At 67.0% G+C, this 21,969-nt stretch carries 18 protein-coding genes and 1 pseudogene; 13 read left to right on the top strand and 6 right to left on the bottom strand.

Annotation, left to right across the window (positions count from 1 at the left end):
- Positions 1-129: 129 nt before the first annotated feature.
- A complete protein-coding gene (locus Q0263_RS02995; RefSeq protein ID WP_298013184.1) occupies positions 130-1,635 on the top strand; it encodes a sensor domain-containing diguanylate cyclase in 1,506 nt (501 codons plus the stop codon).
- 19 nt (positions 1,636-1,654) lie between these two features.
- Here Q0263_RS02995 and Q0263_RS02990 read toward each other — a convergent pair whose 3' ends face one another.
- From Q0263_RS02990 to Q0263_RS02970, 5 genes are all read right to left on the bottom strand, one after another.
- Positions 1,655-2,521 (bottom strand): D-amino acid aminotransferase, encoded by an 867-nt coding sequence (locus Q0263_RS02990; protein ID WP_298013183.1) that lies wholly within the window; start codon positions 2,519-2,521, stop codon positions 1,655-1,657.
- 60 nt (positions 2,522-2,581) lie between these two features.
- Complete coding sequence (locus Q0263_RS02985) at positions 2,582-3,316, bottom strand: amino acid ABC transporter ATP-binding protein (RefSeq protein WP_298013181.1); 735 nt, start codon at positions 3,314-3,316, stop codon at positions 2,582-2,584.
- A gap of 15 nt (positions 3,317-3,331) precedes the next feature.
- On the bottom strand, positions 3,332-4,021 hold the full coding sequence (locus tag Q0263_RS02980; protein WP_298013179.1) for an ABC transporter permease subunit: 690 nt from the start codon (positions 4,019-4,021) through the stop codon (positions 3,332-3,334).
- Positions 4,022-4,031: 10 nt separating this feature from the next.
- Complete coding sequence (locus tag Q0263_RS02975) at positions 4,032-4,772, bottom strand: amino acid ABC transporter permease (RefSeq protein ID WP_298013177.1); 741 nt, start codon at positions 4,770-4,772, stop codon at positions 4,032-4,034.
- 130 nt (positions 4,773-4,902) lie between these two features.
- Complete coding sequence (locus Q0263_RS02970) at positions 4,903-5,808, bottom strand: amino acid ABC transporter substrate-binding protein (RefSeq protein ID WP_298013175.1); 906 nt, start codon at positions 5,806-5,808, stop codon at positions 4,903-4,905.
- 271 nt (positions 5,809-6,079) lie between these two features.
- On the opposite strand from Q0263_RS02970, the gene Q0263_RS02965 reads away from it, so the two are divergent.
- From Q0263_RS02965 to Q0263_RS02930, 8 genes and pseudogenes are all read left to right on the top strand, one after another.
- The gene (locus Q0263_RS02965; protein ID WP_298013173.1) at positions 6,080-6,991 is read left to right on the top strand and encodes a LysR substrate-binding domain-containing protein; all 912 of its coding nucleotides are present in this window, start codon (positions 6,080-6,082) and stop codon (positions 6,989-6,991) included.
- A gap of 85 nt (positions 6,992-7,076) precedes the next feature.
- On the top strand, positions 7,077-8,327 hold the full coding sequence (locus Q0263_RS02960) for a D-amino acid dehydrogenase (protein ID WP_298013171.1): 1,251 nt from the start codon (positions 7,077-7,079) through the stop codon (positions 8,325-8,327).
- Between the two features lie 39 nt (positions 8,328-8,366).
- Complete coding sequence (locus Q0263_RS02955; RefSeq protein WP_298013169.1) at positions 8,367-8,924, top strand: YqaA family protein; 558 nt, start codon at positions 8,367-8,369, stop codon at positions 8,922-8,924.
- Between the two features lie 174 nt (positions 8,925-9,098).
- A pseudogene (locus Q0263_RS17390) lies at positions 9,099-10,520 on the top strand (GGDEF domain-containing protein); the annotation flags it as partial.
- Between the two features lie 126 nt (positions 10,521-10,646).
- A complete protein-coding gene (locus tag Q0263_RS02945) occupies positions 10,647-11,384 on the top strand; it encodes a response regulator transcription factor (protein ID WP_298013385.1) in 738 nt (245 codons plus the stop codon).
- Positions 11,381-12,499 (top strand): FecR domain-containing protein, encoded by a 1,119-nt coding sequence (locus Q0263_RS02940; protein WP_298013168.1) that lies wholly within the window; start codon positions 11,381-11,383, stop codon positions 12,497-12,499. The genes Q0263_RS02945 and Q0263_RS02940 overlap by 4 nt, the downstream gene beginning before the upstream one ends.
- 3 nt (positions 12,500-12,502) lie before the next feature.
- Positions 12,503-14,422, top strand: a complete 1,920-nt coding sequence (locus Q0263_RS02935) for a CHASE2 and HATPase_c domain-containing protein (protein WP_298013166.1) — start codon at positions 12,503-12,505, stop codon at positions 14,420-14,422.
- 89 nt (positions 14,423-14,511) lie between these two features.
- Positions 14,512-18,444: an FAD/FMN-binding oxidoreductase gene (locus Q0263_RS02930; RefSeq protein ID WP_298013164.1), complete on the top strand. Its 3,933-nt coding sequence runs from the start codon at positions 14,512-14,514 to the stop codon at positions 18,442-18,444.
- Positions 18,445-18,521: 77 nt separating this feature from the next.
- Here the strand turns inward: Q0263_RS02930 and Q0263_RS02925 are convergent, their stop codons facing one another.
- Positions 18,522-19,076: an adenine phosphoribosyltransferase gene (locus Q0263_RS02925; protein ID WP_298013162.1), complete on the bottom strand. Its 555-nt coding sequence runs from the start codon at positions 19,074-19,076 to the stop codon at positions 18,522-18,524.
- A 73-nt stretch (positions 19,077-19,149) separates the two neighbouring features.
- Between Q0263_RS02925 and Q0263_RS02920 the strand changes: the two genes are divergently transcribed.
- The 4 genes from Q0263_RS02920 to lptA are packed head-to-tail and all read left to right on the top strand — an operon-like array spanning position 19,150 to position 21,957.
- Positions 19,150-20,136, top strand: a complete 987-nt coding sequence (locus Q0263_RS02920; protein ID WP_298013160.1) for a KpsF/GutQ family sugar-phosphate isomerase — start codon at positions 19,150-19,152, stop codon at positions 20,134-20,136.
- On the top strand, positions 20,136-20,738 hold the full coding sequence (locus Q0263_RS02915) for an HAD hydrolase family protein (RefSeq protein ID WP_298013158.1): 603 nt from the start codon (positions 20,136-20,138) through the stop codon (positions 20,736-20,738). The genes Q0263_RS02920 and Q0263_RS02915 overlap by 1 nt, the downstream gene beginning before the upstream one ends.
- A complete protein-coding gene (lptC, locus tag Q0263_RS02910) occupies positions 20,735-21,352 on the top strand; it encodes an LPS export ABC transporter periplasmic protein LptC (protein WP_298013156.1) in 618 nt (205 codons plus the stop codon). The genes Q0263_RS02915 and lptC overlap by 4 nt, the downstream gene beginning before the upstream one ends.
- The gene (gene lptA, locus Q0263_RS02905) at positions 21,349-21,957 is read left to right on the top strand and encodes a lipopolysaccharide transport periplasmic protein LptA (RefSeq protein WP_298013154.1); all 609 of its coding nucleotides are present in this window, start codon (positions 21,349-21,351) and stop codon (positions 21,955-21,957) included. Before lptC ends, lptA begins: the two co-directional genes overlap by 4 nt.
- Positions 21,958-21,969: the final 12 nt, after the last annotated feature.

Raw genomic sequence — 21,969 nt, 5'->3', positions numbered from 1 at the left:
CCGGACCGCGGCGCCCGCCCCGCCCCCTCCGCCGCGTCGCCCGGCGGCCACAGCGCTTCAGGCGGCCCTCGACGAAAACCCGGGGGACCGGTACAGTGGCAATGTTTCAAAAGATGAACACACCACACCATGGGCTCCGAACAGCGCTACGCATTCAATACGCCGCTGTGCCTTGCCACCGCATTGCTGTGCCTGGCCGTCATCGGCGCCATCTGGCTGGCCGTGCAGCAGCGGATCGACAGCGAGCTCGACCAGGCGGTCAACGCCGCCATGCGGGCCAATTCCAACCTGACCATCGCATTCGAGCAGGACATCTTCCGCACCCTGAAGGCCGCCGAACAGGTCGCCGCCTTCGCCCGCGAAGGCTACCTGCGGCACGGCACGCCCCCCGATCTGCGGGGCTGGGTCAAGGCGGGCGTGATCCGCGAAGACATGTTCACCATCATCAGCGTGGTGGACGAGCAAGGCGCGATCATCGCCAGTTCCCAGGACACCCCGCCCAATGTGAACTATGTGGACCGGGACTTCTTCGTGGCGGAACGCAACAACCCCGTCGACACCCTGTTCATCAGCCGCCCCGTCCTGGGCCGGGTGTCGGGGCAATGGCGCATCCCGCTGTCCCTGCGGATCACGCTGCCGGACAGGCGCTTCGGCGGAGTGGTCGTCGTCGCCATCGACCCGGCCTACCTGACCAATTTCTATCGCCAGGCCGACCTGGGCGCCCACGGCTTGCTGGAAGTCACGGGGCTGGACGGGTATACCCGCGCGCGCAAGACGGGCGACAAAGTCAGCTTCAACGAGGACGCCCGCAAGCTGCCCTGGTTCATCCGCCGCGCCGACCAGCCGACGGGCAATTTCGTGGATGGCGCCGATCCGGACGGCGTCCGGCGCATCATCAGCTACCGCACGCTGGGCGGCTACCCCCTGATGGCCGTGGTCGGCACGGCCTACGACGAGGCCGTCGCCCCTGTCCTGCACCGGCGCACCGGCTATCTATTGGCCGCCGGCGCTTCTTCGATCCTGATCCTGGGCTTTGCCGCCGCCCTGATCCTGGGCATAAGCCGCCAGCGAGCCATCACCCTGGCCCTGCAGGCCAGCGAATCCCGGTTGACGCACGCCGCACGGCATGATCACCTGACCGGGCTGCCCAACCGCGTCCTGTTCCAGGAACGCTGCCTGCGGGCGCTGGAATCCGCCCGCCGCCACGGGAAGCAGGCCGCCATCCTGTACCTGGACCTGGATGGATTCAAGGCCGTGAACGACAGCTACGGCCACGTCACGGGCGACGTTCTGCTGCAGCAGGTGGCCCAGCGGCTCAAGCGTCAGGTCCGGGCGACGTCGGAAGACACGGTGGCGCGGTTTGGCGGCGACGAATTCGCCATTGCGCTGGGCGGGCTGCAGACCCAGGAAGAGGGAGAGCGCATCATCCGCAACGTCCTGCACGCGCTGTGCCAGCCGTTCGACCTGGACGGCATCGAAGTGCGGATTTCCGCCAGCATCGGCGCCGTGCAGTATCCCCTGCACGGCGTGGACCTGGATACCCTGATCGGCCGGGCCGACACCGCCATGTACGCGGCGAAGAACGCCGGCAAGAATCAATTCGTCTGGTGGTCGGCGGGAGGACAGGTGGACTGACCCCCGCCGTCCGGACTCATCACAGGGCGGCGATGGCCTGATCGTAGGCGGCCCGCAGGCGGGCGTACACCGGCCCCGGTGTGCCCGAACCCACCGGGCGGCCGTCATATTGCGTGATCGGCAGGACTTCCTTGGTGGCCGACGAAAGCATCAGCTCGTCGGCTTCGGCGACCTCGGCCTTGGGGATCGGCCGGGACTCGAAGGGAATGCCGGCATCGGCGGCCAATTGTTCCAGGAAGCCGTAGCGGATGCCTTCCAGGATGAGGTTATCGCGCACCGGAGCGCGCATTACGCCGTTCTTGACCACCCAGATGTTGCAGGACGAGCCCTCGGACAGGTTGCCGTCGCGGAACTGCAGGACTTCGTCCACGCCCGCGTCCGCGGCGTATTGCTTCGCCAGCACATTGCCCAGCAGGGACACGGACTTGATTTCACAGTGCAGCCAGCGTTCGTCGGGCATGCTGACCGCCGTCATGCCCTGTCCGCGCTTGTGCGCATTGGGGCGCTTCAACGGCGAGACCATGCAAAAGACCGTGGCCTGGCTGTCGGCCGGAAAGCCATGATCCCGTTTCGCCACGCCGCGCGTGACCTGCAGATACACCGAGCAATCCCCCCGGGCGCCGGAACGCGACAGCATGTCCGCGACCAGCGCTTCCCAGTCCGCGATGCCGCGCCCGGTCTCCAGGCGGATGGCCTTCAGGCTGCGCTGCAGGCGGGCCAGGTGGTTCTGCATCAGGAAGGGCTTGCCCCCATAGCAGGGGACGACTTCGTAGATGCCGTCGCCAAAAATGAAACCCCGGTCCAGGACCGAGATCTTGGCATCGCCCAAGCGGACGTAATCGCCATTCAGATAGACAATGCTGTCATTGTCGACACCGGGAATCATGACTCACACCTTTCACAAACAAAAAACAGAGCCGGCCGGAACGGCCGGCCCGACGCACCATCAGTGGTGCAGGATCTTCGACAGGAAATGCTTGGCGCGATCGGAACGGGCTTCCGGGTTGCCGAAGAATTCGTCCTTCGCGCAGTCCTCGACGATGGCCCCCTGGTCCATGAAGACCACCCGGTCGGCCACGCTGCGGGCAAAACCCATTTCGTGGGTCACGACCATCATGGTCATGCCTTCCTTGGCCAGGTCCACCATCACGTCCAGCACCTCGTTGACCATTTCCGGGTCCAGCGCCGAGGTGGGCTCGTCGAACAGCATGGCCATGGGGTTCATGGCCAGCGCCCGGGCGATCGCGACGCGCTGCTGCTGGCCGCCGGAGAGCTGGCCGGGGTATTTGTCCATGTGGGCGCTCAGGCCCACGCGATCCAGCAGGGCCCGGCCGCGTTCCTTGGCCTCGGATTCGGACCGACCCAGCACTTTGATCTGCGCCAGGGTCAGATTGCGCATGACCGACAGATGGGGGAAGAGTTCGAAGTGCTGGAACACCATGCCGATGCGCGAGCGCAGTTTCGGCAGATTGGTGCCCGCGGCGCCCACCGACACCCCGTCGATGAAGATCTCGCCCTTCTGGAAGGGTTCCAGCGCATTGGCGGTCTTGATCAGCGTGGACTTTCCGGACCCGGACGGGCCGCAGATCACCACGACTTCGCCCTTGGACACCGATGTCGTGCAATCCGTCAGGACTTGAAAAGACCCATACCACTTGCTGACGTTCTTGAATTCAATCATGAATAACTCCTGTCCTTAGCGCACGATGGCGATGCGGCGCTCCAGCCGTTTGACGGAGCGGGACGCGACATACGAAATGAGGAAATAGACGACGGCGGCGAAGACGAACATCTCGACCATCCGGCCGTCGCGCTGCGCGATGTTGTTGGCGGCCCCCAGGAAGTCGGTCAACGACAGCACGTAGACCAGGGACGTGTCCTGGAACAGCACGATCATCTGCGTCAGCAGCACCGGCGTCATGTTGCGGAACGCCTGCGGCAGCACGATCTGGCCCATGACCTGCCAGTAATTCAGGCCCAGCGCATAACCCGCGCCGATCTGCCCGAAAGGAATCGACTGGATGCCGGCGCGCATGATTTCGCAGAAATACGCGGCCTCGAACAGAATGAAGGTGATCAGCGCCGAGGTGAATCCGCCGACGGCGATCGGTCGGCCCGCCCCGGTCACCCAGCCAATGATGTAGGGCACCAGGAAATAGAACCAGAAGATGATCAGGATCAGCGGCAGGGCCCGCATCAGGTTGACGTAGAACCCGGCCACCCCCGAAATCACCGGATTGGAGGACAGCCGCATCATGGCCATCAGGGTGCCGAGGATCACCGCGCCGATCGTGGCCACCACCGTCAGTTTCACCGTGAACACCAGGCCCGTGCCCAGCACGTAGGGCAGCGTGCGCCAGATGACGTCAAAATCGAATCCGAACATGGTCGTCTCCTTAGCGCTTGGTGCCGATGAAGCCCGGCACGCTGATCCATTTTTCGATCAGGCGCATCAGCACCACGACCACCAGATTGATGATCAGGTACAGGATGGTGGCGGCCGTGAAGCTTTCGAAAATCTGGAAGGAAAATTCCTGCATGGACCGGGCGGCCCCGGTGATTTCCAGCAGGCCGATGGTAAAGGCGATCGACGAGTTCTTGATCAGGTTCAAGGCCTCGGACGTGAGCGGCGGCATGATGATGCGCACCGTCATGGGCAGCAGGATGTAGCGGTAGACCTGCGGCCGGGTCAGGCCCAGCGCGGTGCCCGCCATGTTCTGCCCGCGCGGCAGCGCGGTGATGCCCGCCCGCACCTGTTCCGCGATCCGGGACGAGGTGAACAGCCCCAGGCAGACGGTCGCCGTCCAGAAGGTGCTCCAGACCGGATCCGCCTGCTTGATCGCGTTGCCCAGCGACTGGGGCACGACTTCGGGAAAGACGAAATACCACAAGAACATCTGCACCAGCAGCGGCACGTTGCGGAAGAGTTCGACGTAGCCGGCGCACACGCGTTCGACCCAGCCGACGCGGGCGGTGCGCAGGACCCCGATGATGACGCCGAAGACCAGGGCGATGATCCAGGCCAGGGCCGACACGCCGAGCGTCCAGTACGCGCCCCGGATCAGGGTGTGCAGATAGGTTCCGGTGCCATCAGGGGCGTCCGCCCAGAAAATCAGCCAGTTCCAGTGGTAATTCATATGGATATCCTGTGGGGCGCCCATGGACGCAGAGACTGCAGCCATGGGCGCCTGTGATGCAAACGGCACCCCCCAGCGCCGGGTCCGGGAGGTGCCGCCACTTTCGCCGTGTTTCCCTGAGGACTACGGATTACTGCTTGTAGTCGGCGGGGTTGGGCGAATCGGTGGGATTCGCGATGACTTTCTTCAGTTCCGGCGTCATCGGCCAGTTCAGGTTGATGTTCTTCGGCGGGATCGGCGACATGAACCACTTCTTGTACAGCGTGTCGATCTTGCCGTCCTTCATCATGGCCTTGACGGCGTTGTCCACCGCTGTCTTGAACTGCGGATCGCCCTTGGGTTCGATCATGCCGTAGGGCTCGATCGTGTAGGCCTTTTCGCTGATCATCCAGTCCTTGGCGTTCTGGGAGTTCGCGACCAGGCCCGCCAGCAGGATGTCATCCATGAAGAATGCCGTGGCGCGGCCGTTGGCCACCGTCAGGAAGGCTTCGGAGTGGTCCTTGGCCGGGATGATGCGCATGCCCAGGTTCTGCTCGGCATTGACCTGGGTCAGCCATTTCAGGTTGCTGGTGCCCGACGTGGAGACGACGGTCTTGCCCTTGAAGTCGGCCAGGTCTTTCAGGTTCGAGGATTTCAGGGCGGTGAAGCGCGTGGCCGTCACGAAAGTGGTGGGCGCGAAGGCGACCTGTTCCTGGCGCTGGGCATTGTTGGTGGCGGAACCGCAGGCGATGTCCACCGTGCCGTTGGCCACCAGCGGGATCCGCGTGGAGGAGGTCACGGACACCAGCTTGATCTTCAGGTTGGGCAGCTTCAGGTCTTTCTTCAGGGCGTCGGCGATGCCATAGCAGATGTCCATGGAATAGCCGACGGGCTTCTGGTTGTCATCCAGATAGGAAAACGGAATCGATGACTCGCGATACCCGAGCGTCAGTTCGCCCGTGGACTTGATCTTGTCCATCCGGCTGGTTTCAGCCTGGGCGGTGGTCATGCCCGCTACTGCAACAGTCGTCGCCAGAATGATAGGCAATATTTTCATGGTTCCTCCTAGAAAGCCTGTTTTATTGGGTTTCCGTCGTTCTTGACGGGAACGGGCCTGCCAGGGGTGCGGCAGGCGACCGCTAGTGTAATCATTTGTCATCCTCGGCACCAGACCGCAAAGCGGCAAGGTGATCCATCCATTATCAGCAGATCGCCGGGATCCAACAAATAGCAATTTCACGGGGTCCCATAACAGCAGGCTATGCTCTATACTGCTGGACTGTCGGGCGCGCAGCCCGGCGCCATTCCGTTTCCTCCAGGCATCCTCCATGCGGTTGCGGCACATCGAAATCTTCGAAGCCATCCGCCAGGCCGGTTCGCTGACCCAGGCCGCCGCCCTGCTGAACATCTCGCAGCCGGCAGCCAGCAAAACCCTGGCGCACGCCGAATCCCAGCTGGGATTCAAGCTGTTCGACCGCGTCAAGGGCCGGCTGGTTCCCACCCGCGAAGCCGAGATCCTCAGCCCCCAGATCGAACTGCTGGGCCAGGAACTGGCCCACGTGCGCCGGCTGGCGGCCAATCTGCGCCAGGGGCGCCAGGGACATCTGCGCATCGGCTGCGCGCCGGCCATCGGCCTGGGGCTGCTGCCCATGGCCATCCAGCGCTTCCATCCGGCATCGGCCGCCTCCTTCAAGATCAGCACCCTGCACAGCCCCGACCTGGTCGAAAGCCTGCATGCCCAGGAACTGGACCTGGCCATCACGTTCGACAATCACGATCATCCGGGCCTGCGCCGTCTGCCCATCGGCGCCACGGAACTGGCCTACCTGAGCCTGACGCCCACCCCCAACCCCATTCAGATCCGGCAACTGGCGGGCCGGCCCGTGATCGCGCTGGACACCCGGGACCAGGTGGGCACGATCATGGACCAGGCGCTGCAGCAGGCGGGCATCGATCTGGACACCCGCATCATCGTCCAGACCCACTACGTGGCCTGCAGCCTGGTCGAGGCCGGCTGCGGCGACGCCATCGTGGATCTGCTGACCGGCCGGGCCATGCTCAAACCCGGCATGACCCTCAGCCGCCTGGACCCGCCCGTGCCCATCCCCATCAACATCATGGTGCACGCCAACGACCCCCTGAGCCTGCTGCATCGCGATTTCATCGACTGCGCCCGCGACATCTGCACGGAACTGTCGCCCGCCTCCTCCGCACCCAAGGGCCGAGTCCATAACCAATAGGTATGGATGATGGCGTGATCGGCATTTGTCACGATCATGCGCCGGATCGACAATTTCCCCTGTCCTCTGTTCATGGGTATGGAAAATGCATGCATGTGTGATCGGCGCCGGTGTCATCGGCGTCACGTCGGCCTGGCAACTGGCCCGTCAGGGCTGGCAGGTCACGCTGGTCGATACCGCGGCCGAGCCGGCCGACGGCGCCAGCCATGCCAATGGCGGGCAGCTCAGCTATAGCTACGTGGCCCCCCTGGCCGAGCCCGGCGTGCTGCCGCATCTGCCGACCTGGCTGCTCGATCGGGCCTCGCCGCTGAGATTCCGCCTGCGGGCCGATCCGCTGCAATGGCGCTGGTGCCTGCAGTTCCTGCGGGCCTGCAATGCCCGCTCGGCATCGGCCACCTCCGCCCAGTTGCTGTCGCTGTCCTACCTCAGCCGCCAGGCGCTGCACGATATCCAGCGGGAATCACCCATCGATTTCGGTCATGCCCGCAACGGCAAGCTGATCGTCTATCGCACGCCCGCGCTGCTGGAAAAGGCCCGGGCACAGGTCGCCCTGCAGGCGGAACTGGGCTCGGACCAGCAAGTCCTGAACGCCGACCAGTTGATCGAACGGGAACCTGCCCTGGAGCCCGTCCGCTCCCGGCTGGCGGGCGCCGTCTACACGCCCAGCGAAGAGTCGGGCGATTGCGCCCGCTTCACGCGGGGCCTGTTCGGGCAACTGGCCGCCATGGACCAGGTCACGCTGCGCATGCGCACGCCCATCCGGCGCCTGGAGCGCGGCGGCGGCCGCATCCGCAGCCTGGTGACCGCGTCCGGCGAATCTATCGAAGCCGACCAGTTCGTCATGGCCGCCGGCATGGGCAGCCGCCCGCTCATGGCGGCCCTGGGCGCCCGCGCGCCCCTGTATCCCCTGAAGGGCTACAGCCTGAGCCTGCCCTGCGCGCCCGAACAGGCGCCGGCCATCAGCGTGACGGATTACGAACGCAAGACGGTGTACGCCAATCTGGGCGGCACTCTGCGCATCGCCGCCATGGTCGGCATCGGCGTGGCGGACCACGGCATCGAAGCCGACCGCATCGCCCTGGTCAGGCAGCAGGCGCGCGAACTGCTGCCCCGGGCGGACATGGACCAGGCCCAGGCCTGGGCCGGCTACCGGCCCGCCACCCCGCACGGCCGCCCCCTGATCGGGCGCAGCCGGGCCGCCGGCAATCTGTGGCTGAACATCGGCCACGGCGCCCTGGGTTTCACGCTGGCCTGCGGCAGCAGCCGCCTGCTGGGCAGCCTGATGGACGGGTCCGCGCCCGCCATCGATCCCGCGCCCTTCCAGCCGAACTGCTGAAAGGCCGCTCCACGGATCCTGGATTACACTCTGCGGACCATGGAAGCCTGGCTGCAATCCTCGATACACGCCCTCCTGGCCGCACTGGCGCTGCCGGAAATCGGTCTGCCCGCCATCTTCCTGATCAGCCTGGTCTCGGCGACGCTGCTGCCGCTGGGATCGGAGCCCGCCGTCTTCGGCTACGTCCAGATCGCCCCGCACATGTTCTGGCCCGCCGTGCTGGTCGCCACCCTGGGCAACACGATCGGCGGGGCCATCAGCTACGCGATGGGAGCCGGGGCGCAGACCGCCTGGCAGCACTGGCGCCGGAACGCCGAAGACACCCACCATCCCTCCGCCGGCGGCCAGGCGGCGCGATCTCCGGTGGGCGGCCGCTGGCACGGCCTGATCATGGACTGGTTCCAGCGCTACGGCCCGCCGGCCCTGCTGCTGTCCTGGCTGCCTGCCGTCGGCGACCCGCTCTGCGCCGTGGCGGGGTGGCTGCGTCTGTCCTTCTGGCCCTGCGTCGCCTACATGGCGATCGGCAAGCTGCTGCGCTACATCGCCATGACGGCCGCGCTGATGCATGCCTGGCCCTGGGTCAGCCAATGGCTGTAGCGCGTCCCGGCCCCTCGGCATGCCGCTACGTTCATTTACATTTGAAGATTCCACCCCGGGACTCCGTCCTGATCGAGCCTGGAGGCAATCATCAAAAATCATCAAGAAACGTAAAAACGCGGACACATTCTGATAGAGTTGCCCACAAGTCAATGACCGCTTCCCTGGCATTTCATGTTCCAAGCCGACAGTCCTCCGGAACCCGCGGGCCGTTCCAGCGCCTGGGCAATCCTGGTGCTGCCGGCCGCATTCCTCTTGACCCTGCTAAGCCAGCCGATGGCTCCGGCAAAGGATCCGACCATCCTGTGGCCCACGCACGCCATCCTGGCGGGACTGCTGCTGAGATTCCGGATCCTTCGGCATTATTCGTTCTGGCTGGCCATCTACGCCGGCCCGACCCTCGCCCGGCTGTTCCTGGGCATGTCCTGGAGTCTCGCCAATCTCTACAGCCTGATCGATCTCTCGGGAATCCTGGCGATCCGGCTCATCCTGATTTCCCGATGGGCGCCCGCAAGCCTGCGCAGCCCCCAGGCGATAGGCCGGGTGCTGCTGGCCGGCGCGGCGGCAGCCGCCATCACCGCCGGACTGGCGCTGGCCCTGCTGCCCGGGTCCCAGCTGCGCGACGACCCGGCGTCGATGGCCGCCAACTGGTTTTTCAGCCAGCTGCTGGGCTACTGCACCTTCCTGCCGCCCCTTCTGCTGCTGCCCAGGCATGGTTCGCGGTCAACGGACCGGGCCGCCACCCCCCATGGGTGGCTGAAGCGCCTGCGGCATCCGATCTCGCCGCTGCCGCTCGTCGCCCTGGCGATCAGCACCGGGCTGTGCTTCCTGCTGGGCGGTCTGGGCGCCATCGCCTTCCCCATCCCCGCCCTGCTGTACTGCGCCTGGATCTACCCGCAGCGGGCCAGCGCCTGGCTGACGGCCGGCACCGCCACGCTGCTCGTCTTGAGCATGGCGCACGGATGGATCCCCACCTACATCGCGCCGCCGGATGCGCAGGCCTCCCCCTGGGAGGCCGCCTCCCTGCATCTGGGCATCCTGCTGCTGGTGGCCGCGCCGCTGCTGCTGTCGGGCGCGGCGGCGGGGCGCGATGACCAGATCTTCACGCTGACTCAGGCCCTGGATCACGACACACTGACCCGGGCCCTGTCGCGCGCAGCATTCCTGCAGTATTCCCGGGCATGCCTGCGCAACACGCCGATTCGCGCCGCGAAGGCCGGCATGCTGATGCTGGACCTCGACCACTTCAAGGATCTGAACGACCGCCACGGCCACGCCGCGGGAGACCAGGCGCTGAGAGAATTCTCGAGCTGCATCCACGCGGCCATCCGGCCTCAGGACCTGTTCGGCCGGATGGGCGGGGAGGAATTCGGCATCACCCTGCCGGACACCTCGCTGCCAGCCTCCGTCCGCATCGCCGAACGCCTGCGCGCCTGCGTCGAAGCGCTGGTCATCCGCCTGCCCGACGGCACGGACCTGTCCATCACCGTCAGCATCGGGGTCGCCCATACTTCGGAAAGCCCCCACGGCAGCCCCGAGGAACTGCTGGCCCATGCCGACCAGGCGCTCTACCAGGCGAAACGCAACGGCCGCAATCAGATTTCCGTCTGCCGGGACGGTCCGCGGACCGCCGGAAAAGCCGAGGAGATCATCCCGGACGGCTCACCGTCGCCGCCGGCCGACGCCGCCGCTAGCATAATGTCAGTTACAAACGGAATAGCCATGACTGCCGATACCGACGACACCCCCCTGATCGCCCTGCTGGAAGACGACCCCACGCAATCCGCGTGGCTGCAAAGGATCCTGCAGCCCGCCGGATTCGACTGCAGGGCCTTCGACAATGGCAACGACCTGCTGGCCACCCTGCGGACCTCCGACATCTTCCAGCTCCTGCTGCTGGATTGGGAACTGCCCGGCATCAGCGGCATGGAAGTCCTGCGCTGGGTCCGGGCCAATGTGCCCAGCAACCCGCCGGTCATCTTCGTCACCAGCCGCACACTGGAAAGCGACCTCGTCGAGGGGCTCGACGCGGGGGCCAACGACTACATCTGCAAGCCCTGCCGGCCCGCCGAACTGCTCGCCCGCATCCGCGCCCAATTGCGTCCGCAGCACTCTCATGCCAGCCAGAACGCCTCTTTCCGCCTGGGCGAGTTCTCGGTCGACACCATCGCCCGGCACATCGAGCTGCGCGGCGAGATCATCCGCATGACCCCCAAGGAATTCGAACTGGCCGCCCTGTTTCTGCGGCATCCCTGGCGGCTGTTCTCCCGCGACGACCTGAGCGCCCTGATCTGGAATCGGGAGATTCCCAGCACGTCCCGCACGCTGGACACGCACTTGTCCAATATCCGAAAAAAACTCCAGCTCGGCCCGGCCTCCGGCGCGCTGCTGAGCGCATCCTACGCGCTGGGCTACCGGCTCGAACTGCTGGACGAACAAAAACCGACGACCACTCCATGACGACATCCCTGCCTCTTTTCACCGCGTTTTCCCGCGCCCCGTCCCGTCTGCCCCTGCTGGGCGCCGGCCTGGCGCTGCTGCTTGCCGGCGCCGCCGCGCAGGCCCGGCCGCTGGGCGCCCAGGGCGACGACTTCCTCTACCGGGTCGAACCGGGCGATACGCTGGAAGCGCTGGCGCGGCGCTACACCCGGGACCCCGACAACTGGCGCGCGCTGCAGAACGTGAACCGGATCGCGGACCCCCACCAACTGCCCGTCGCCAAGGTCCTGCGCATACCGCTGGCCCTCATCCCCCGGCTGCCGGCCCGGGCCACGGTGACCTACATCCACGGGTCGGTGACCCGGGACGGGAAAGCCCTGCGGGTCGGCGACACGCTGGAAACCGGCGACGTCCTGCGCAGCGGCCGGGGCTCCGCCACGCTGTCGCTGGAAGATCACAGCCTGCTCACCATCGCGCCCGACAGCGAAGTCCGGATCCGCAATCTCCAGACTTTCGACGGCGCCGGCCTCACGGACACGGTGCTGGATCTGCCGCGCGGCAGCGTGGAGTCCTCCGTGGCGCCCGACGACACCGGCGTGGGCCGCTTCGAGATCCGTACGCCCGCCACCGTGACCGGCGTGCGCGGCACGCAGCTGCGCGTCCACACGGGCGGATCGGGGTCCCGCCACGAAGTCCTGCACGGAGAAGCCGCGATTCGCAATCCCGACCAGGCCGAGCAGCGGCTGGCGCAGGCTCACGGGGCCGCTTACGACGCCACGGGCGCCCTGCTGGGCGTCCAGACCCTGCTCCCCGCCCCGACGCTGCGGCCGCTCGCGCCGGGCGCGTCCCTGCTGACGTGGGCGCCGGTGCCCGGCGCCGCGTCCTACCGGGTCCAGGTTGCGCTGGACGATGGCGGAACCCGGCTGGAATCCAGCCGGCTCACGGCGCAAAGCAGCGCCGCGCTCGCCATGACGGGAACCGGCTTGCGCTACGTCTTCGTGCGCGCGATCGATGCCCTGGGCATCGAAGGCAGCGATGCGATGCTGAGCATCCGGCTCCTGCCCGGCCTCGCCAGTTCGGACGGAAGCGCGGTGCTGGACGGCAGCGGCGCGCCGATCCGCGTGGGCGGCGACTGAGGCATGTCCCGGCCGTCCGACGCCTACCCGACCGGCCTGCAACGCCGGCTGCGGGCGGAATGGCTGGGCCTGGCGCTGGCGCTGTCGCTGCTGATCGCCGCTCTTTCGATCTGGGGCCGGCTTCCTGTGCTGCGCGACATCAACCAGCAGGCCTACGACCTGAGCATGCAGCTCACGCCGCGCCCGGCGGCCGATCGCGACATCGTGGTGATCACCATCGACGACGCCAGCATCGAGGCGCTGGGCTACTGGCCCTGGCGGCGGGCCACGCACGCCGCGCTGCTGCCGCATCTGCGCCTGGCGCGGGCGGTCGTCCTGGACCTGATCCTGTCGGATTCCCGCCTCGCCTACCCCGGGGACGACGCCCTGCTGGCCGCCGCCATCGCCGCCCATAGGCGTGTCGTGCTGCCCGAGGTGCTGGGTCCGGAAGGCCGGCACGTCATCCGCCCCCTGCCGGTGCTCGCGGACGCGGCCGCCGCCATCGGCCGCATCGACGCGCAAGCCGATCCCGACGGACGCCTGCGCGCCATCCAGCTGTGGCGCACGACCAGCCAGGGCGCGCGCCTGCCCCATCTCAGCGTGGCCCTGGCGCGGGTGGCCGGCCTGGACGCCGCGACCGAACGGCCAGACGACAGGCCATCCCATCTGCAGTTCATCGATCCGGCCAGGACCTTCGTCCGCTACCCCTATGCAGCCGTCCTGCGCGGCGAAGTTCCCGAATCGGCCTTCGAGAACCGGATCGTCCTGATCGGCGCATGGGCCTCCGGACTGGGCGATCAGTTGCCCACCGCGATGGGCAGCGGCCTGACCACCGGGGTGGAGGTCCTGGCCGACAGCATCCAGAACCTGAAGCAGTCCCTGTGGATCCGCATCGCGCCGCCCTGGGTCACCATCCTGGCGTCCCTGTGCGTCCTGTGGCTGGTCTGCCTCGGGCTGCGCCGGCTGTCCCCCCGCCACGGCCTGGCGGGCGCGCTGGCCGCCCTGCTGGGTTTCCTGTCGGCGGACGCCTGGCTGCTGGCCCAGGGCGGACTCTGGATCCCGCCCGCGGGCCTGCTGGTGGCGATTCTCCTGGCGTACCCCCTGTGGACCTGGCGCATCCAGGAGGCATCTCTGCAACACATCGACCGGGAACTGGAACGTCTGCAGATCCACCCCAGACGGAATCCGGCGCAGGCCGCCCGGGGAACCGGCCCCGACACTCTGCCGGAACGCGCCGCCCGCCTGCATCAGGCCGTATCCCGCCTGAAAGCGGCCGCCCGGGATCAGCAGGACACTCTGGGATTCATTTCCCACGACATGAGATCCCCGCAAAACGCCATCCTGGCCGCCATCGAACTGCGCCGTCAGGCCCCGGAGCAATGGACGGAGTCCGGCACCCTGGCCCACATCGAGCAGCAGACCCACGCGACCCTGCGCCTGGTGGACAATTTCGTCCAGCTGGCCCGCGCCGAATCCGCCCCCCTGCGCAAACACCCCTGCCTGCTGGACGACCTGGTCCAGGACTGCTGCGACCAGCGCTGGTCGCAGGCGGCGCAGCGCCGCATCACGCTGCGCTTCGACCCCTCCGACCACGAAGACACCATCGACATCGACATCGAACTGATGCGCCGGGCCATCGGCAACCTGCTGGACAACGCCATCCAGTACAGCTTCGAAGGCACGGAAGTGCGATGCGTCATCGAGCGGGACGCATCGGCCTGGCGCATCCACGTCCAGGACGCGGGCCCCGGCATCGGGCCGGACCAGATCCCCCATCTTTTCACCCGGTTCTGGCGCGCGGCCGGAGACGGCAAGAAACCGGCCGGCAACGGGCTGGGGCTGGCATTCGTCCAGGCGGTCGCCCAACGCCACGGCGGGCAGGCCAGTTGCGCCAGCGAACCGGGGCGCGGATCCCGTTTCAGCATCCATCTGCCGCCTCCTTGAGGATCGGACCGTCGGATGCCGGGGATTTTGCCATTACACTAAGAGATTGCCCCTGGCTCCCACCGGGGCACTATCTTCACGATGCCCCCATGAACGCCCACGTCGCCCCCGAACTGCTCGAACCCGCTCAGGCGCCCCGCCTGCGTGAAATCCCCTACAACTACACGTCCTGGTCGGACCGCGAGATCGTCTGCCGCCTGCTGGGCGAACCGGCCTGGCGGCTGCTGTCCGAACTGCGCGGCCAGCGGCGCACGGGCCGGTCGGCGCGGATGCTGTTCGAGGTGCTGGGCGACATCTGGGTGGTGCAGCGCAACCCCTACCTGCAGGACGACCTGCTGGACAACCCGAAACGCCGGCACCAGCTGGTCGAGGCCCTGAATCACCGCCTGAACGAAATCGACCAGCGCCGCGACGACGACCACGGGGTGCGCGACGCCCAGGTCCAGCAGCTGCTGGCGGCGGCCCGAGGCGCGGTCGCCACGTTCGAGGAAGGCTTCGTCGCGGTCGAGAAACTGCGTCACGACGCCCTCAAGCAGCTGTCGCGCCTGACCAAGCGCGACAACATCCGCTTCGACGGCCTGTCACGGGTGTCCCACGTCACCGACGCCACCGACTGGCGCGTGGAATACCCCTTCGTCGTGCTGATGCCCGACACGGAAGATGAAATCGCCGCCCTGGTGCGGGCCTGCATCCGCCTGGGCCTGACCATCGTGCCGCGCGGCGGCGGCACCGGCTACACGGGCGGCGCGATCCCGCTGACCTGGCGCTCGGCGGTGATCAACACCGAAAAACTGGATGCCATCGGCGCCGTCGAAGCCATCGCACTGCCTGGCGTGGAACAGCCCGTGCACACCATCCTGACCGGCGCCGGCGTCGTCACGCGCCGCGTGGCCGAGGCCGCCGAGGCCGCGGGCCGCGTCTTCGCGGTGGATCCGACCTCGGCGGACGCCTCCTGCGTGGGCGGAAACGTGGCCATGAACGCGGGCGGCAAGAAAGCCGTGCTATGGGGCACGGCGCTGGACAATCTGGCCTGGTGGCGCATGGTCGATCCCCAGGGCGACTGGCTGGAAGTCACCCGCCTGGACCACAATCTGGGCAAGATCCACGACGTCGAGCAGGCCCGCTTCGAACTGAAATGGTTCGACGGCGGCAAGGCCCCCGGCCAGACACTGCTGAAGACGGAGATCCTGTCCATCGAAGGGCGGCGCTTTCGCAAGGCCGGCCTGGGCAAGGACGTGACCGACAAGTTCCTGGCCGGCCTGCCGGGCGTGCAGAAGGAAGGCTGCGACGGGCTGATCACAGCCGCGCGCTGGATCCTGCACCGCATGCCCGCCCATACGCGCACGGTCTGCATGGAATTCTTCGGCCAGGCCCGCCACGCCGTGCCGTCCATCGTCGAAGTCAAGCACTACCTGGACACGGACGGCCGCGCCGCCGGCGCCATCCTGGCCGGCCTGGAGCATCTGGACGAACGCTACCTGCGGGCCGTGGGCTACGCCACCAAGAGCAAGCGCGGCATCCTGCCCAAGATGGTGCTGATCGGCGACATCGTGGGCGACGACGAACACGCGGTGGCCCTGGCCGCCAGCGAAGTCGTGCGCATCGCCAATTCGCGCCACGGGGAAGGCTTCATCGCCGTCAGCCCGGAATCCCGCAAGAAATTCTGGCTGGACCGCGCCCGCACGGCCGCGATCTCCCGCCACACCAACGCCTTCAAGATCAATGAAGACGTCGTGATTCCGCTGCCGCGCATGGGCGAATACACGGACGCCATCGAGCGCATCAACATCGAGCTGTCCACGCGCAACAAGCTGCGCCTGATCGACGCCCTGGAAGGCTATCTGCAGGGGGACCTGCCCGTCGGCAAGGCGGAAGACCCTGACGACGCCGAGCACACCCGCGAATTCATCCTGTCCACCCGGCGCCACGACGCCCTGGACACGCTGGCCGCCGTGCGCCTGCGCTGGGCCTGGCTGCTGGACAATCTGGACGCGCCCCTGGCCGACCACCTGGGCACCCTGTCCTCCCTGGGCCTGGAACCCCTGCTGCCCGCCCTGGGGGAACGCCTGGCCGCGCAGCCCGACAGCCGCATCGTGGACATCATCCAGGACCATACGCTGCGCATCTCCTGGAAGGCCGACATCCGGGGCGCCATGGAACGCCACTTCGCCGGCGCGGAATGCGCCGCCGTCCTGGCCGGCCTGCAGGCCACGCATGACCGCATCCTGAAGAGCCGGGTCTTCGTCGCCCTGCACATGCACGCCGGCGACGGCAACGTGCACACCAACATCCCGGTCAATTCGGACGACTACGAGATGCTGCGCGAGGCCAACCAGGCCGTGGCGCGCATCATGGGCATCGCCCGCGGCCTGGACGGCGTGATTTCGGGCGAGCACGGCATCGGCCTGACGAAATTCGAGTTCCTGACCGAGGCCGAGCTGGGCCCCTTCCAGGATTACAAGCGGCGCATCGATCCGCACGGACACTTCAACGCGGGCAAGCTGATGCCCGGCGCCGACCTGTCCCGCGCCTGGACGCCCAGCTTCAACCTGCTGGGCTACGAATCGCTGATCATGCAGCGCAGCGAAATCGGCGCGATCTCCAATGCCATCAAGGACTGCCTGCGCTGCGGCAAGTGCAAGCCCGTGTGCGCCACGCACGTGCCGCGCGCCAACCTGCTGTATTCGCCGCGCAACAAGATCCTGGCGACGTCCCTGCTGATCGAGGCCTTCCTGTACGAGGAACAGACCCGGCGCGGCGTCAGCATCCGCCACTGGGAAGAATTCGAGGACGTGGGCGATCACTGCACGCTCTGCCACAAGTGCTACAACCCCTGTCCGGTGGACATCGACTTCGGCGACGTGTCCATGGAAATGCGCGCCCTGCTGAGGCGCATGGGAAAGAAGTCCTTCAATCCCGGCACGGCGGCCTCCATGTTCTTCCTGAACGCGAAGGACCCGCGCGTGATCAAGGCGACCCGCACGGCCATGATCGACATGGGCTACAAGGCGCAGCGCCTGGCCCACGATCTGCTGGCCCCGGTGGCGAAGAAGCAGGTGGCGCACCCGCCGGCCACGGTGGGCAAGGCGCCGGTGCGCGAACAGGTGATCCACTTCATCAACAAGAAGATGCCCGGCGGCCTGCCCAAGCAGACCGCCCGCAAGCTGCTGGACATCGAAGACCCGAACATCGTCCCCATCATCCGCAATCCGGCGGCCACCGCCCCCGACAGCGAAGCCGTGTTCTATTTCCCGGGCTGCGGGTCGGAACGCCTGTTTTCCCAAGTGGGCCTGGCGACCCAGGCGATGCTGTGGCACGTGGGGGTGCAGACGGTGCTGCCGCCGGGCTACCTGTGCTGCGGCTACCCGCAGCGCGGCAACGGCCTGGCCGAAAAGGCCGAACAGATGGTGACGGACAACCGGGTGCTGTTCCACCGCATGGCGACGACGCTGAACTACCTGGACATCAAGACGGTGGTGGTCAGCTGCGGCACCTGCTACGACCAGCTGGAAAGCTATGAATTCGACAAGATCTTCCCGGGTTGCCGGCTGATCGACATCCACGAATACCTGCTGGAAAAGGGCGTGGACATCGCGGGGGTGCAGGGGGTGCGCTACATCTATCACGATCCCTGTCACACGCCGATGAAGCAGCAGGATCCGATGAAGACGGTGAAGTCGCTGCTGGGCGAATCGAACGCCATCAAGACGGACCGCTGTTGCGGGGAATCGGGCACGCTGGCGGTGTCGCGGCCCGATATTTCGACGCAGATCCGGTTTCGCAAACAGGAAGAACTGGCGAAGAACACGGCGGCGATCCGCGCGGACGGTTTCCAGGGCGAAGTGAAGATGGTGACGTCCTGCCCGTCCTGTCTGCAGGGCCTGGCCCGCTACGAACAGGACACGGGGCTGTCGGCCGACTACATCGTGGTGGAGATGGCCAAGCACCTGCTGGGGGAAAACTGGATGCCGGACTATGTGAAGGCGGCCAATTCCGGCGGGATCGAGCGGGTGCTGGTCTAAAGGGGCTGTTGCTGCGGTGGGCGGTTCTGCGCAGCGCAGAACCGACGACGGCGGGATTTGGCGGGTATTTGGGCCTATCAGGCCTCGGGGCCAGTCTCGAATTCGCAGACGGTGTAGACGGGCAGGCCCGAATCGCGGACGGCCTTGGAGCCGCCCAGCTCGGGCAGGTCGATGATGGCGGCTGCTTCGGCGACGTTGGCGCCCAAACGCTGCAGCAGGCGGGACGCCGCCAGCATGGTGCCGCCGGTGGCGATCAGGTCGTCGATCAGCAGGACCCGCTGGCCGGGGCGCACGGAATCCGTGTGCATTTCCACGGTGGCGTTGCCGTATTCCAGGGCGTATTCTTCCGCCACGGTGCGGTAGGGCAGCTTGCCCTGCTTGCGCACGGGCACGAAGCCCAGGTTCAATTCGTAGGCCAGGACGGACCCGACGATGAAGCCGCGCGCGTCCACGCCCGCGACCAGGTCCAGGCGCTGACGCATGTAGCGGTAGACGAACAGGTCGATCAGGACCCGGAACGAACGGGGGTCCTGCAGCACGGGCGTGATGTCACGAAACTGGACACCCGGTTTCGGCCAGTCGGGCACGGTCCGGATCGTGTCGCGGATGTACTGGGCCGGATCGGTTTGCATGGCATCATCCTGATAGAAAGCAAGGCGGCGACAGTTTAACAAGCCCCCACATCTTTCACAGTAAAATCGACGGATGCACATTCAACCCCAGATCACCCCGGACGCCCTGCGCCAGAGCGCGGTTCGTACCTTCGACATCGAGATCCAGGCCCTGCAGGCCCTGCAGGGACGCCTCGATGGGCGCTTCGAACAGGCGGTGCGGCTGATCCTGGACTGCTCGGGGCGCGTGGTCGTCACGGGCATCGGCAAATCGGGCCACATCGCCCGCAAGATCGCCGCCACGCTGGCCTCGACCGGCACGCCGGCGTTCTTCATGCACGCCGCCGAAGCCATCCACGGCGACCTGGGCATGCTGACCGGCCAGGACATCCTGCTGGCGATCTCCTACTCCGGCTCGGCCCAGGAACTGATCACCATCATTTCCGTGGCCAAGCGCATGGGCACGCGCATCATCGCCATGACGGGCCACGATGATTCCGAACTGGCGCGCAACGCCGATCTGGCCCTGGACGCGGCCGTCGAACACGAGGCCTGCCCGCTGCATCTGGCGCCGACGGCCAGCACGACGGCGGCGCTGGTGCTGGGCGACGCCATCGCCGTCGCCTGCATGGAAGCCCGGGGTTTCAGCCGCGACGACTTCGCCCGCTCCCATCCGGGCGGGGCGCTGGGCCGCCGCCTGCTGACTTCCGTGGCCGACATCATGCGCAGCGGCGCCGCCCTGCCGCGCGTGGCGCCAGACACGCTGATTCCCGACGCGCTGACGGAAATGTCCGCGAAAGGCATGGGCATGACCATCGTGCTGGACCAGGACCGTCCCGTGGGCATCTTCACGGACGGCGACCTGCGCCGCATGATCGCCCAGCACGGCGACATCCGCGCGCTGACCGTGTCGGCCGGCATGAGCAGCCACCCCCGGACCATCGCCGCCTCCGCTCCGGCCATCGAGGCCGCGACCATTATGGACGCCCACAAACTCAATCAGATGCTGGTGCTGGACGCCGACGGGCTATTATTGGGTGCTTTGCACATGCACGACCTCCTGGCCGCCAAGGTGATCTGATGAACGAACTGCCCGGTTTCTCCCACCCCGCCGAAGCCCAGATCCTGGCGCGCGTGACGGCGGACGTCCGCGGCCGCGCCAGCGCCGTGCGCCTGATGGTCTTCGACGTGGACGGCATCCTGACGGACGGCAGCCTCTGGTACGGCGAACACGGCGAAGCCGTCAAGCCCTTCAACGCCCTGGACGGCCACGGCCTGCGGCTGCTGCGCGAACAGGGAATCCGCGTGGCCTGGGTCAGCGGCCGCAAAAGCGCCATCACCGCCCGCCGCGCCGCCGAACTCGGCATCTCGCCCGCCCTGCAAGGCGTCCACGACAAGATCACCACGGTCGAAGAACTGGCCCGCGACGCGGGGCTGGGGCTGGGCGCCGTGGGCTACATGGGCGACGACATCATCGATCTGCCCGTGCTGCGGCGCGTGGGCTTCGCCGTCAGCGTGCCCAATGCGCCGTTCTACGTCGGCCAGGCGGCCCACTGGGTCACGGGCCTGCCCGGCGGACGGGGCGCCGTGCGCGAATGCTGCGACCTGATCCTGGCGGCCCAGGGGCGCCTGGGCGCCTGCTTCACGGCATCCCTATCCACCCTGGGCGGGGCCATCCAATGAAGGACCGGCTGCCCAGCCTGGTCGCCATTCTGCTGCTGGGCCTGCTGGTGCTGGGCACCTGGTGGGCGTCCGACTACGCCCTGCGGTCCATCCAGGTCGACCCGCCCCGGCGCATGACCCACGAACGCGATTCCTGGTCCAGCGCCTTCGTGATGGTGCGCACGGATCCGCAGGGACACGCCATCAACCGCCTGGAAGGCAGCGCGATGGAACACTTCCCCGACACCGACAGCTACGACATCACGGCGCCCCGCGCGGTCGGCCACCAGCCCGATTCGCCCACCACCATCGGCACCGCCGACATGGGCACCATGGACCAGCATGGCGAGCGCATCGTCCTGAACGGCAACGCCCACCTGAAACGGCTGCCCGACGCCAGCCACAAGCTGCTGGACGTGCGCAGCGACCAGCTGACCATCGAGCCCAATCGGGACCTGGTCTACACTGACCGCCCGGCGCTGGTCATCAACGGCAATTCCACGATGCGCGGCCAGGGGATGCGCTACGATAACCGCACCCGCCAGCTGACGGTCAATGCCGCCAGCGACGTCAAGATTTCCGGCGAAGATCAGGCGGCCCGCAATGCCGGACCCAAAAAGGCTCCACAACCATGAAAACCTTGCCTCCAGCCCTGCTTGCCGCGTCGGCAGCCTGTTGCCTGGCCCTGTCCGTCCAGGCGGCGTCCGCCCAGAACAAGGCGGCGGACTCCAAAGCGGCGGAACCCGACACCGTCATCCTATCCGACACGCTGCATTACGACGACGTCAGCAAGACCAGCACCTTCACCGGCAACGTGGTCCTGACCCGGGGCGCCATGACCCTGCGGGCTGACAAGCTCGTCACCCACGAAGACGCGCAGGGCAACCAGTTCGGCACCGCCACGGCGGACAAGAGCGGCATCGTCACCATCCGCCAGGAAAACCCGGAAAAATTCGAAACCCTCATCGCCACCGGCCAGCAGGCGGACTACGTCGGGCAGGCCGGCGACATCACCCTGACCGGCCAGGCCACCGTGACGCGCCAGATCTGCGGCCAGATGTTCGACAACGTCCGCGGCGCCAAGATCATCTACCACGACAAGACCGGCACCTACGAAGCCTTCGGCGGCAAGAACTCCGCCGCGGCGGGCGGACGCGTCCGTTCGCTGGCCCAGCCGCAATCCCGCATCGACCAGGCCATCGCCAAGTGCCGCGCCGGGCGCTCCGCCGGGCGCTCGTAACAGCCTGAATCC

Origin of the sequence: uncultured Castellaniella sp. (assembly GCF_937988725.1) — a bacterium.
Taxonomy (GTDB): domain Bacteria; phylum Pseudomonadota; class Gammaproteobacteria; order Burkholderiales; family Burkholderiaceae_B; genus Castellaniella.
This window is presented reverse-complemented; position numbering and strand designations above follow the sequence as displayed.

What these genes read in the sequence shown, in the direction of transcription:
- Q0263_RS02975 (WP_298013177.1), bottom strand. Translation starts at nt 4,772, where the DNA reads ATGAATTACCACTGGAACTGGCTGATTTTCTGGGCGGACGCCCCTGAT.
- Q0263_RS02925 (WP_298013162.1), bottom strand. Translation starts at nt 19,076, where the DNA reads ATGCAAACCGATCCGGCCCAGTACATCCGCGACACGATCCGGACCGTG.
- Q0263_RS02915 (WP_298013158.1), top strand. Translation starts at nt 20,136, where the DNA reads ATGAACGAACTGCCCGGTTTCTCCCACCCCGCCGAAGCCCAGATCCTG.
- Q0263_RS02935 (WP_298013166.1), top strand. Translation starts at nt 12,503, where the DNA reads ATGTCCCGGCCGTCCGACGCCTACCCGACCGGCCTGCAACGCCGGCTG.
- Q0263_RS02970 (WP_298013175.1), bottom strand. Translation starts at nt 5,808, where the DNA reads ATGAAAATATTGCCTATCATTCTGGCGACGACTGTTGCAGTAGCGGGC.
- Q0263_RS02930 (WP_298013164.1), top strand. Translation starts at nt 14,512, where the DNA reads ATGAACGCCCACGTCGCCCCCGAACTGCTCGAACCCGCTCAGGCGCCC.
- Q0263_RS02940 (WP_298013168.1), top strand. Translation starts at nt 11,381, where the DNA reads ATGACGACATCCCTGCCTCTTTTCACCGCGTTTTCCCGCGCCCCGTCC.
- Q0263_RS02985 (WP_298013181.1), bottom strand. Translation starts at nt 3,316, where the DNA reads ATGATTGAATTCAAGAACGTCAGCAAGTGGTATGGGTCTTTTCAAGTC.
- lptA (WP_298013154.1), top strand. Translation starts at nt 21,349, where the DNA reads ATGAAAACCTTGCCTCCAGCCCTGCTTGCCGCGTCGGCAGCCTGTTGC.
- lptC (WP_298013156.1), top strand. Translation starts at nt 20,735, where the DNA reads ATGAAGGACCGGCTGCCCAGCCTGGTCGCCATTCTGCTGCTGGGCCTG.
- Q0263_RS02980 (WP_298013179.1), bottom strand. Translation starts at nt 4,021, where the DNA reads ATGTTCGGATTCGATTTTGACGTCATCTGGCGCACGCTGCCCTACGTG.
- Q0263_RS02995 (WP_298013184.1), top strand. Translation starts at nt 130, where the DNA reads ATGGGCTCCGAACAGCGCTACGCATTCAATACGCCGCTGTGCCTTGCC.
- Q0263_RS02945 (WP_298013385.1), top strand. Translation starts at nt 10,647, where the DNA reads ATGACTGCCGATACCGACGACACCCCCCTGATCGCCCTGCTGGAAGAC.
- Q0263_RS02990 (WP_298013183.1), bottom strand. Translation starts at nt 2,521, where the DNA reads ATGATTCCCGGTGTCGACAATGACAGCATTGTCTATCTGAATGGCGAT.
- Q0263_RS02960 (WP_298013171.1), top strand. Translation starts at nt 7,077, where the DNA reads ATGCATGCATGTGTGATCGGCGCCGGTGTCATCGGCGTCACGTCGGCC.
- Q0263_RS02955 (WP_298013169.1), top strand. Translation starts at nt 8,367, where the DNA reads ATGGAAGCCTGGCTGCAATCCTCGATACACGCCCTCCTGGCCGCACTG.
- Q0263_RS02920 (WP_298013160.1), top strand. Translation starts at nt 19,150, where the DNA reads ATGCACATTCAACCCCAGATCACCCCGGACGCCCTGCGCCAGAGCGCG.
- Q0263_RS02965 (WP_298013173.1), top strand. Translation starts at nt 6,080, where the DNA reads ATGCGGTTGCGGCACATCGAAATCTTCGAAGCCATCCGCCAGGCCGGT.